The sequence below is a fragment of the Longimicrobium sp. genome (assembly GCF_036280135.1).
Taxonomy (GTDB): domain Bacteria; phylum Gemmatimonadota; class Gemmatimonadetes; order Longimicrobiales; family Longimicrobiaceae; genus Longimicrobium.
In genome coordinates, this window is the sequence record NZ_DASURI010000539.1 from 1 (window position 1) to 2741 (window position 2741).

At 75.7% G+C, this 2741-nt stretch carries 1 protein-coding gene and 1 pseudogene; both read right to left on the reverse strand.

Annotated elements, in window-relative coordinates; genetic code table 11:
• Positions 1 to 317 precede the first annotated feature (317 nt).
• Positions 318 to 1862, reverse strand: a complete 1545-nt coding sequence (locus VFZ20_RS17335) for a HEAT repeat domain-containing protein (RefSeq protein WP_329685176.1) — start codon at positions 1860 to 1862, stop codon at positions 318 to 320.
• 210 nt (positions 1863 to 2072) lie between these two features.
• Positions 2073 to 2741: pseudogene (locus VFZ20_RS17340) on the reverse strand (hypothetical protein); the annotation flags it as partial.

Consider the following 2741-nt stretch of genomic DNA (forward strand, 5'->3'; position numbering starts at 1 on the left):
GGGAGAGGGCCCCCCGTCGCGCAGCGACGGGATCTCGGCTCGCCGAAACGCATCCCCCCGCCCACCGCGGTCCTCCGCCGAAACGCATCCCCCCGCCCACAGCGGCCCTCCGGCGAAACGCATCCCCCCCGCCTACTGCGGCCCTTCGGCGAAGACCTCGGGCGAAGCCTCCACCGCCGCCCCTCATCCGCCTCACGCCAGCCCGTACCCTGCTTCCGTAGCAGAGGTTTCCCCCGGACGCGCGAACCGCCGCGGCCCCGAAAGGGGGCGCGGCGGCCAGCGTCGCCAGAAGAATGCCGCGGCGCGGCGTCAGCGCATCACCCCAGCGCCTTGACGGCGGCCTCGCGCACTTCGGCGTTGCGCTCGCGGAGCAGCCGCTGCAGCACGGCGCGCGCGGCATCCCCGCCAATCTCGCCCAGCGCGCGCGTGGCCTCCACGCGGATAGGCGCCGGCACGCGCGAAAAGAACCCGCCGCCCGCCGCGCGCTCCGCCAGCACGGGCACGGCCCGCGGATCGCCCACGCGGCCCAGCGCCCGCACGATCTCCACCTCCACCTCGGGATCGTTCTCCTGCGGCAGGCGGTTCAGCAGCGGGCCCACGGCCACGGACAGCTTCGTCAGCCCCAGCCCCAGCGCCGCCGCGCCCCGCAGGGCAGACTCGGAGTCGTTGAGGCCCTTGGCCAGCAGCGGCACGGCCTCCTCGCCGCCGATCTTGGAGAGCGCCAGCACCGTCTCGCGGCGAACGCGCGCGTCGGAGTGCTCGATGGTGCGGCGAAAGTGCTCGATGGCGTCCGCGCTGCGGATCTCGCCCAGGATGCCCACCATGTTGCGGACGACGAACCACCGCTCGTCGCCCACCATGTCCTCCAGCAGCGGCACGCCCACGTGGTCCAGCGCCACGAGCGCGTCGCGGTACGCGCGCCGTGCCGACACGTCCGTGGCCGCCACGAGCTCGCGGACGAGCGGCGTGACCGTGTCCGCGCCCACGTGCAGCAGCGTGGAGCGCAGCCCCGTCCGCTCTTCCTCCGACCGCGCCTTGCCCAGCCGCTGCACCAGCTCCTCGATCACGGGGCGCGTGCTCACCCGGTGAATGGCCAGCATCACCATGGACCGCACGTGGGGACTGCGCGCCCGAAGCTCCTCCGCGTCGCGGCGAAGGTCCTGCACCAGGCGGATGCCGCGGTCCATCATCCCGCGGTTCAGGCAGTACTGGGCCAAGAACTCCAGCCGGCCCAGCACTTCCAGCCGCTCGCTGTCCGTCCCCTCGCGCAGCAGGCGGCGCAGCTCCTCGGTGTCCTCGTGCTCCACGCGCACGGCGGATTCGCGCACCTGCTCGTACATGTCGTGCGCGCTCCACATCTCGATCCCCACGTCCACCGCCGCGTTCCCGCCGCCGGACGCAGCGGAGTCCGCCACGGCGCCCGCGGCGGCCAGGGCGGGCGCAGCCGGCTGCACCCACGCGCCGTCGATCTGCACGCGCGACGCGCCCGCGGCCGCCAGCGCGCCCGACAGGCCGCCGGCGGCGCGCGCCACGCGCGGGGGCAGGGCCGCGGCGCTCAGAAAGCGGCCCAGCGACTCCGCGCCGATGTCGTGGCGCAGCACCACGGTGCTCACGCCGTGCTCGCGCAGCCGCGCGGCAAAGCGGTCCACGTGCGCGGAGCGTGGCGCGTGCCCGCCGGCCACCAGCACGCTGCCCATGGGGTCCACGCGCAGGTGAAAGTGCTGCCCGGCCGTCAGCAGCGACTGCGCCAGCGTGAGCACGGCCTGCGTGAGCGTGGGATGCGAGAGCGGATAGAACTCGCTCAGGGCGTACGCCTTGGCGAGCTCCACGAGCTGGCGGGAGGGGGTGCTGGGAATGCTCATGCGCGCGATGCGCTCTCCCTGGTCCTCGGTGAAGGTCGATCGGGATGATGGGGATTGCCCTGCACCGGACCTGCGAACCACGAAAACGGGAACGGCGGGGAGCACCGCGCGGATGCTCCCCCGCCCCGGCCCTCCCCCGCACGCGCCGCGGAGGAGGTAGATATGGATGTCACCGCCATGGGACGCCGCGCAATCACGGCGTGGCGAAGACTACCGCCCGCCGCCCGGCCGGCGCGGCTTGCCACCGCCGCGCGCGCCTCCGCCGGCCTTCCCACCACCCGACTTGCCGCCGCCCGGCTTCCCCCCGGGCCGGCCACCGCCCGGCTTCCCGCCGCGCGGACCGCCGCCCGTCGGGCGCTTGGCCGCGGGGCCGCGCGCACCACCGCCGCCGCCGGGACGGGCCGGCGAGCGGCGCGGAACCGACGACCACGAGTCCAGCTCGTCCACCTCGCCATCCTCCGCCTGCGGAGCACGCGACCGCGAAGGCGGACGCGTGGACGCGCCACCGCCGCGCTCCTCGCGCTCGAAGCGGCCGCGCGGCGCCGGGCCCTCGTCCCTGCCCCGCGACGGCGCGCGTCCCTCACGGTCCGCCGTTCGCCCGCGCGGAGAGGACGTGCGCTCCTCGCGGTCGAATCCGCCCGATGCGCGATCGCGCGGACCTGCCTTGCCGCGCGGCGCCGGACGGCGCTCGTCACCATCGCCGCGATCGCGCGTGGGCCGGTCCTCGCCGCCGAAGCGCCCGCGCGGAGCGGACGTACGCTCCTCGCGGTCGAACCCGCCAGACGCGCGATCCCGCGGACCCGACTTGCCGCGCGGCGCCGGACGACGCTCGTCACCATCGCCGCGATCGCGCGTGGGCCGGTCCTCGCCGCCGAAGCG